Below are 7,581 nucleotides of genomic sequence, written 5' to 3'. Positions count from 1 at the left end.
CCGGGCGCCTCCGCCGAGGCGCCCGGATCTCCGACAGGCGACCGCCTGCTCGGATACTGACCCCGGTACCTGACACGGCCGGGGCAGACACACAGGAGAAGAACCATGCCGAAGCCCACCAAGGGTGCCCGTCTGGGCGGCAGCGCCGCGCACGAGAAGCTGCTCCTCGCGAACCTGGCGAAGAGCCTCTTCGAGCACGGCCGCATCACCACCACCGAGGCGAAGGCCCGCCGCCTGCGCCCGTACGCCGAGCGTCTCGTGACCAAGGCGAAGAAGGGCGACCTGCACAACCGCCGCCAGGTGCTGCAGGTCATCACGGACAAGAGCATCGTCCACACCCTCTTCACCGAGATCGGTCCGCGTTACGAGAACCGTCCCGGTGGCTACACCCGCATCACCAAGATCGGCAACCGCCGCGGCGACAACGCGCCCATGGCGGTCATCGAGCTGGTCGAGGCGCTGACGGTGCAGCAGAAGGCCGTGGGTGAGGCCGAGGCCGCCACCAAGCGTGCCGTCAAGGAGGCCGACGAGGCCGCCACGGAGGCTCCCGCCGAGGAGACCGCCGAGGCCGCGGCCGACGAGGCCACCGAGGCCTGAGGCTCCGCCCGAACACGGTGAGCGGGTCCGCCCTTGGGGGCGGGCCCGCTTCCGCGTTTCCCGGTGCTTCCGGTGCACCGGGTGCGCCGGCGTGCCCGACCCGCGTTCCGCACCCCTGCACCTCCGCGCCCCTGCACTTCCGCCTCCCGCAGTCCCGGTGCGCTCGGCGTTCTCGGCGTGCGCCCGGCCCTGAGAGGATCGTCCCGTGAGCCACGAAGTACAGCCCGACCACCTCCGCGTCCGCCTCGACCTCTCCTACGACGGCACCGACTTCTCCGGATGGGCCAAGCAGGCCGCGGGCCGGCGGACCGTCCAGGGCGAGATCGAGGACGCCCTGCGCACCGTCACCCGCTCGCGGGAGACCTACGAGCTGACCGTCGCCGGACGCACCGACGCCGGCGTGCACGCCCGCGGGCAGGTGGCCCACGTCGACCTCCCCCGGCAGGTGTGGGGCGAGCACCACGGCAAACTGCTCAAGCGGCTCGCCGGCCGGCTGCCCAAGGACGTGCGGGTCTGGGCGCTGCGGCCCGCCCCGGAGGGCTTCGACGCCCGTTTCTCGGCGATCTGGCGCCGGTACGCCTACCGCGTCACCGACAACCCGGGCGGGGTGGACCCGCTGCTGCGCGGGCATGTGCTGTGGCACGACTGGCCGCTCGACGTGGACGCCATGAACGAGGCCGCCGAGCGCCTCCTCGGGGAGCACGACTTCGCCGCGTACTGCAAGAAGAGGGAGGGCGCCACCACGATCCGCACCCTCCGGGAGCTGGGCCTGGAGCGCGGCGGCGACGGGATCGTCACCGCGACCGTGCGGGCCGACGCCTTCTGCCACAACATGGTGCGCTCGCTGATCGGCGCGCTGCTGTTCGTGGGCGACGGGCACCGTCCGCCGGACTGGCCGGCCAAGGTCCTGGCGGCCGGGGTGCGGGACTCCGCCGTGCACGTGGTGCGCCCGCACGGGCTCACCCTGGAGGAGGTCGGCTACCCCGCCGACGACATGCTGGCCGAGCGCGTCCGCCAGGCACGAAACCGGCGCACCCTGCCCGCGGCCGGCTGCTGCTGACCTGCTGACCGGGGTCCTGCCGGTGGGTCGGCCCGTCCGAGCGGGGCTCGTCCGAGCGGGGCCTGCGCGCCGGGGCTACCCGGCGGCGGCCGCGGCGGAGGCCTGGACCTCGCCCCGGCGGCGGATCTGGCGGAAGGCGAACTCGGCGAGATCGTCGCCGGCGGTGAACACCGGGGTGTCCTTCTTCGTCACGTCCTTGCCGCTGGTGAAACCGCTGATCGTGAAGTAGGCGTAGCGGCCGTAGGCGTTCGTCGTCGAGCGGCACACCGCGCCGTCGCAGAAGGTCTTCACGCCCTTGCCGGTCAGTGCCTTGACGATGCTCTTGGTGTCGGCCTGGCTCTTGGCCCGGGAGGCCTGCGCGGAGTTGTCGAAGACGGCGACGCCGACCGTGACCGCGATCCCGCCCTTGGTGTAGGTCACGCGTATCAGACGGGTGCAGCGGTTCTCGGTGAGGACCTTGGGCAGGGTGCCCTGAGCGGCCGCGGCGCAGTTCGCGGTGTCGGAGGTGGGGCCCTTCTTGTACACCGCGGAGCCCATGGTGAGCTGCGTGCCGGGGAACAGGCCGGCCGGGCTGAGCGGGGCGGTGTCCTTCCTCTTGCTGGACACGAAGTCCTTCGGGTCCAGCGGGGGAGGGGCGCTCGTCGGCGCGAAGGAGGGCGCGCTGCCGGTCGGGCTCGGGATGTCGGCACTGTTCGGCAGGGCGGTCGGGCCGGCCTGGTTGCCGCTGCCGCCGTTCGCCGACACCACGGCCACGGCGACGGCCGCGCCGACCGCGAGGGTGGCGAGCGTGCCGCCGCCGACGAACAGCAGCCGCCGCCGCTTGTTGCGCGCCTCGGAGGCCTCGGCGAGCGCGGCCCAGTCCGGGGTGCGGTCCTCGCCGGCGCTCCACGGCTGCTCGGAATTCGGTTTCCAGGGATCCCACCGGGACTGCTGAGGTCCCCCCTGCCCAAAGCTCATGGGCGGCATCTTAGACGGGCGGCCGGGCGGGCCGGACCCGCGTCGTCCGCGCAGCGGCGGCGGTGCCGGTGACGGCGCTGTTTTGACCCGTACGAGACGTCCCGGTATTCTGCTTGTTCGTTGTGTATTGGCTTGCTCATTCTCACGGGACGGGCCCTTACACCGGTCCACCGGGCCGATGACCAGCGACCCCACGTACGCGGTATGCGTCGCCGCCGTGCGGTCGAGGCTGTCGTGATCGTTTCGGTGACCTGTCAGGACCATTCACTCGAAGCGAAGGCTACGAACCGTGCGTACGTACAGCCCCAAGCCCGGCGATGTGACGCGCCAGTGGCATGTCATCGATGCTCAGGACGTCGTCCTGGGTCGTCTCGCCACCACCGCCGCCACCCTTCTGCGGGGCAAGCACAAGCCGATCTACGCGCCGCACGTCGACGCTGGTGACTTCGTCATCATCATCAACGCCGACAAGGTGCACCTCTCCGGCAACAAGCGGACCCAGAAGATGGCGTACCGCCACTCCGGCTACCCGGGCGGTCTGCGCTCCGTCCGCTACGACGAGCTGCTGGAGAAGAACCCCGAGAAGGCCGTCGAGAAGGCCGTCAAGGGCATGCTCCCCAAGAACTCCCTGGGCCGTCAGATGCTCTCGAAGCTGAAGGTCTACAAGGGTGACCAGCACCCGCACGGCGCGCAGCAGCCGCAGCCGTTCGAGATCACCCAGGTCGCGCAGTAAGTCCGGCCACCCCCTAAGACTGAAGAGAAGCTGAGGAGAATCGTGGCCGAGACCACTGCCGAGCAGCCGCTCGAAGAGCTTGACATCGACAGCTACACCACCGAGTCCGAGGTTCCGGTGGAGGGCGAGTACACCTCCGAGTCCCTCGGTTCCGCCTTCGGCGAGCCCCAGCCGGCCGCCGGCCTGGGCCGCCGCAAGAACGCCATCGCCCGCGTCCGGATCGTCCCGGGCTCCGGCAAGTGGAAGATCAACGGCCGCACCCTCGAGGACTACTTCCCGAACAAGGTGCACCAGCAGGAGGTCAACGAGCCCTTCAAGGTGCTCGAGCTGGAGGGCCGCTACGACGTGGTCGCCCGCATCGCCGGCGGCGGTGTCTCCGGCCAGGCCGGCGCCCTGCGCCTGGGTGTGGCCCGCGCCCTGAACGAGGCGGACGTGGACAACAACCGCGGCGCGCTGAAGAAGGCCGGCTTCCTCCGCCGCGACGACCGTGCGGTCGAGCGCAAGAAGGCCGGTCTGAAGAAGGCCCGCAAGGCCCCGCAGTACAGCAAGCGCTAAGCTTCACCGCCTGCACGTACTCCGAACGCCCCGGCGGCACGCTCTCGTGCTGCCGGGGCGTTCGTTTTTCCCAGCCTTCGGGCGTATAACGACACAAGAAGTTCAACTGCTTGTGTGATCGGATGACCCGGGCGGCTACCGTCCGGAACGGGACCCGGGAGCCGCGTGTGCGGGCCGCACCGCACGGGCCCCCGCACTGACGCTTCCTCAGGAGGACACGTGGGACGACTCTTCGGCACGGACGGCGTGCGCGGTGTCGCCAACGCGGATCTGACGGCCGAGATGGCGCTCGGCCTGTCGGTCGCGGCGGCGCACGTACTGGCCGAGGCGGGCACCTTCGAAGGCCACCGGCCGACGGCCGTGGTCGGCCGGGACCCGCGCGCGTCCGGGGAGTTCCTGGAGGCCGCCGTGGTCGCGGGTCTCGCCAGCGCGGGCGTGGACGTGCTGCGCGTCGGCGTGCTGCCGACGCCCGCCGTGGCGTACCTGACGGGTGTGCTCGGTGCGGACCTCGGCGTGATGCTGTCCGCCAGCCACAACGCCATGCCGGACAACGGCGTCAAGTTCTTCGCCCGCGGCGGGCACAAGCTCGCCGACGAGCTGGAGGACCGGATCGAGTCCGTGTACGAGGAGCACCGCACCGGCGCCCCCTGGGACCGTCCCACCGGCGCGGGCGTGGGCCGGGTGCGCGACTACGCCGAGGGCTTCGACAAGTACGTCGCCCACCTCGTCGGGGTGCTGCCGAACCGGCTCGACGGGCTCCGGATCGTCCTCGACGAGGCGCACGGCGCCGCCGCCCGGGTCTCCCCGGAGGCGTTCTCCCGGGCCGGCGCCGAGGTCGTCACGATCGGTGCCGAACCGGACGGCCTCAACATCAACGACGGCTGCGGCTCCACCCACCTCGACCAGCTCAAGGCCGCCGTCCTCGCGCACGGCGCGGACCTCGGCATCGCCCACGACGGCGACGCCGACCGCTGCCTCGCCGTGGACCACACCGGCGCCGAGGTCGACGGCGACCAGATCCTCGCCGTCCTCGCGCTCGCCATGCGGGAGCGTTCCGCGCTGCGCGCCGACACCGTGGTCGCCACCGTGATGTCCAACCTGGGCTTCAAGCTGGCGCTGGAGCGGGAGGGCCTGCACCTGGTGCAGACCGCGGTCGGCGACCGCTACGTGCTGGAGGAGATGAAGGAGCACGGCTACGCCCTCGGCGGCGAGCAGTCCGGGCACGTCATCATCCTCGACCACGCCACCACCGGCGACGGCACGCTGACCGGTCTGATGCTGGCGGCGCGCATCGTGCAGAGCGGGCGGACCCTGCGGGACCTGGCGTCCGTCATGGACCGGCTGCCGCAGGTGCTGGTGAACGTGCCCGACGTCGACAAGTCGCGGGTGAAGACGTCCGCCGAGCTGGCGGCCGCCGTGGCCGAGGCCGAGCGCGAGCTCGGTACCACCGGCCGGGTGCTGCTGCGGCCGTCCGGCACCGAGCCCCTGGTACGGGTGATGGTCGAGGCCGCCGACATCGAGCAGGCCCGCTCGGTGGCCGGCCGGCTCGCCGACGCGGTGAAGTCGGCGCTCGGCTGAACCGCGCCGTAGCCCGCCGTCCCTCCCTCCGCAGCAGCCCTCCCGCCGCCGCGCCCCGCGTGCCGCCGCGCCCCGCCGGCCGCGGCGGCGGGAGGTGCGGCGCTACGGCAGCCGGGCGCGGGCCGGATGCCGGCGGCGCAGCGTCCACAGCCACTTCTGGGCCAGCAGGGTGAGGGTGGCCGCGATCAGGATGCCGCAGAGGTTGGTGAGCAACTGGCCCGCCGAGCCGTACGTCTGCCCGAAGTCCCCGTAGGCCAGCGCGACCGCCGCGTTTCCGGCCGCCGGGACGGTGGTCACCGAGATGGCCACGCCGATCAGCGCGCTGGACTTCGCCGAGGTGAGGGAGAGCGTGCCGGCGATGCCCGCCAGGAAAGCCACCACGAAGGACGTCCGGTCGGGCCGCCAGATGAACTCCGTGTTCGCCCGGGTCCGTTCCAGCATGCTCTCCCGGAACAGTCCGGTGGCGTCCATCACCAGACTGAACAGCACGGTCAGCACGATCGCCAGGGCGAAACCGGCGAGGAGCGCGAACAGCGACCGTCCGGCGAGCCGTCCGGCCCGCTGGACCAGCGCCGTGGAGATCCCCGCGAGCGGTCCGAACTCCGGGCCGACGGCCATGGCGCCGACGATGAGGACCGCGTTGTCGAGCATCACGCCGCAGGCCGCGAGCATCACCGCGATGGTGAGGAACGCGACGTAGGTGACGCTGAACGTCGACTCCTCCTGGGTGATCTCGGTCAGCTGCTCCCACACCACCGCGTCGGCGCTTTCGCCGGGAGCCTCGTGCTCGGCCCGCTCGGCCCGGGTGGACAGCTCCAGCTCCACGCTCTGCACGGCGATCGAACCGTGCTCCTCGATGCCGAGCGCGCGCAGCCGGTGCAGGACCTCGTCGCCCGCCTCGCGCACCACGTCGCAGAGGATCACGTCGCCGACCGGGTCGCGGGCCGCCCCGGGCAGCACGGCCAGGCCGGTGGTCCCGACGGCGTCCTCCAGCAGGCCCGCCACCTCCTCGGTGCGGTCCGACGGAGTGATCAGGCGCAGGTGCAGCATGCAGCAGTTGTAGCAAACGCTCCGCGGTCAGGTGGTCACAGCTTGCGCAGGCTGAGCCGCTGGACCTTGTGGTCCGGCCCCTTGCGCAGCACCAGGGTGGCCCGGCCGCGGGTCGGGGCGATGTTCTCCACCAGGTTCGGCTTGTTGATGGTCCGCCACATGGTGCGCGCGTAGTCCAGGGCCTCCTCCTCGGAGACCTGGGTGTACCTGCGGAAGTACGAGGACGGGTTCTGGAAGGCGGTCGCGCGCAGTTTGCGGAACCGGTTGAGGTACCAGCGCTCGATGTCCTCGGCGCGGGCGTCGACGTACACGCTGAAGTCGAAGTAGTCGGCGAGGCCGACCCGGGTCCGGCCGTCCTTGCCGGGCAGCGCGGGCTGCAGCACGTTGAGGCCCTCGACGATGAGGATGTCGGGGCGGCGCACGGCCAGCTTCCCGCCGGGGACGATGTCGTAGATGAGGTGGGAGTAGACGGGTGCGGTGACCTCGTCCTTGCCCGCCTTGATGTCGGCGACGAAACGGGTCAGGGCGCGCCGGTCGTAGGACTCGGGGAAGCCCTTGCGGGACATCAGCCCGCGGTCCTGGAGCTGCCGGGTCGGCAGCAGGAAGCCGTCGGTGGTGACCAGTTCGACGCGGGGGTGCTCCGGCCAGCGGGAGAGCAGCGCCTGCAGCAGCCGGGCGACGGTGGACTTGCCGACCGCGACCGAACCGGCGACGCCTATCACGAACGGCGTGCCCGACTGGGAGCCCTTCTCACCGAGGAAGGTGTTGAGCGCGCCGCGCAGGCCGTCCGTGGCGCCGACGTAGAGGTTGAGCAGCCGGGACAGCGGGAGGTAGATGTCCCGCACCTCGTCCAGGTCGATGACGTCGCCGAGGCCGCGCAGCTTCTCCACCTCCGCCGCGCTGAGCGGCAGCGGCGTCTTGTCGCGCAGCGCGCTCCACTCGGCGCGTGTGAGGTCGACGTAGGGAGTCGCCTCCGGCCGCTGCCGGTGGGCGCTCCGGGGCATCGAGGAAGCCGGAGAGATCACATTCCATTGTGAACGGAGACCGCCCG

8 protein-coding genes are annotated in these 7,581 nt (G+C 71.7%); 5 read left to right on the top strand and 3 right to left on the bottom strand.

The annotated features are described in order from the left end of the window. Nucleotides 1-105 precede the first annotated feature (105 nt). Both rplQ and truA read left to right on the top strand, forming a co-directional pair. On the top strand, nt 106-597 hold the full coding sequence (rplQ, locus tag ACL02U_RS01030) for a 50S ribosomal protein L17 (protein WP_412788627.1): 492 nt from the start codon (nt 106-108) through the stop codon (nt 595-597). Between the two features lie 205 nt (nt 598-802). Then, the gene (truA, locus tag ACL02U_RS01025; protein ID WP_412788626.1) at nt 803-1,657 is read left to right on the top strand and encodes a tRNA pseudouridine(38-40) synthase TruA; all 855 of its coding nucleotides are present in this window, start codon (nt 803-805) and stop codon (nt 1,655-1,657) included. Nucleotides 1,658-1,732: 75 nt separating this feature from the next. Here truA and ACL02U_RS01020 read toward each other — a convergent pair whose 3' ends face one another. Beyond that, on the bottom strand, nt 1,733-2,614 hold the full coding sequence (locus ACL02U_RS01020; RefSeq protein ID WP_412788625.1) for a hypothetical protein: 882 nt from the start codon (nt 2,612-2,614) through the stop codon (nt 1,733-1,735). Nucleotides 2,615-2,903: 289 nt separating this feature from the next. Here ACL02U_RS01020 and rplM point away from each other — a divergent pair, with 289 nt between their 5' ends. From rplM to glmM, 3 genes are all read left to right on the top strand, one after another. Then, nucleotides 2,904-3,347 (top strand): 50S ribosomal protein L13, encoded by a 444-nt coding sequence (gene rplM, locus ACL02U_RS01015; protein ID WP_190134809.1) that lies wholly within the window; start codon nt 2,904-2,906, stop codon nt 3,345-3,347. Between the two features lie 42 nt (nt 3,348-3,389). Further along, complete coding sequence (gene rpsI / locus ACL02U_RS01010; RefSeq protein WP_412788624.1) at nt 3,390-3,902, top strand: 30S ribosomal protein S9; 513 nt, start codon at nt 3,390-3,392, stop codon at nt 3,900-3,902. Nucleotides 3,903-4,121: 219 nt separating this feature from the next. Next, nucleotides 4,122-5,480, top strand: coding sequence for a phosphoglucosamine mutase (gene glmM / locus ACL02U_RS01005; protein WP_412788623.1), 1,359 nt, complete (start codon nt 4,122-4,124; stop codon nt 5,478-5,480). Nucleotides 5,481-5,582: 102 nt separating this feature from the next. On the opposite strand, the gene ACL02U_RS01000 is transcribed toward glmM, so the two are convergent. Together ACL02U_RS01000 and coaA are read right to left on the bottom strand one after the other, a co-directional pair. After that, on the bottom strand, nt 5,583-6,530 hold the full coding sequence (locus tag ACL02U_RS01000; RefSeq protein WP_412788622.1) for a DUF389 domain-containing protein: 948 nt from the start codon (nt 6,528-6,530) through the stop codon (nt 5,583-5,585). Between the two features lie 35 nt (nt 6,531-6,565). After that, nucleotides 6,566-7,534: a type I pantothenate kinase gene (gene coaA / locus ACL02U_RS00995; protein WP_412788638.1), complete on the bottom strand. Its 969-nt coding sequence runs from the start codon at nt 7,532-7,534 to the stop codon at nt 6,566-6,568. Between the last annotated feature and the right edge of the window lie 47 nt (nt 7,535-7,581).

Source organism: Streptomyces sp. MS06 (assembly GCF_047200655.1).
In the GTDB taxonomy this organism is placed as follows: Bacteria; Actinomycetota; Actinomycetes; order Streptomycetales; family Streptomycetaceae; genus Streptomyces.
This window is presented reverse-complemented; position numbering and strand designations above follow the sequence as displayed.

Coding starts and splice junctions, on each gene's coding strand:
- rplQ (WP_412788627.1), top strand. CDS start 106: ATGCCGAAGCCCACCAAGGGTGCCCGTCTGGGCGGCAGCGCCGCGCAC.
- ACL02U_RS01020 (WP_412788625.1), bottom strand. CDS start 2,614: ATGAGCTTTGGGCAGGGGGGACCTCAGCAGTCCCGGTGGGATCCCTGG.
- ACL02U_RS01000 (WP_412788622.1), bottom strand. CDS start 6,530: ATGCTGCACCTGCGCCTGATCACTCCGTCGGACCGCACCGAGGAGGTG.
- coaA (WP_412788638.1), bottom strand. CDS start 7,534: ATGCCCCGGAGCGCCCACCGGCAGCGGCCGGAGGCGACTCCCTACGTC.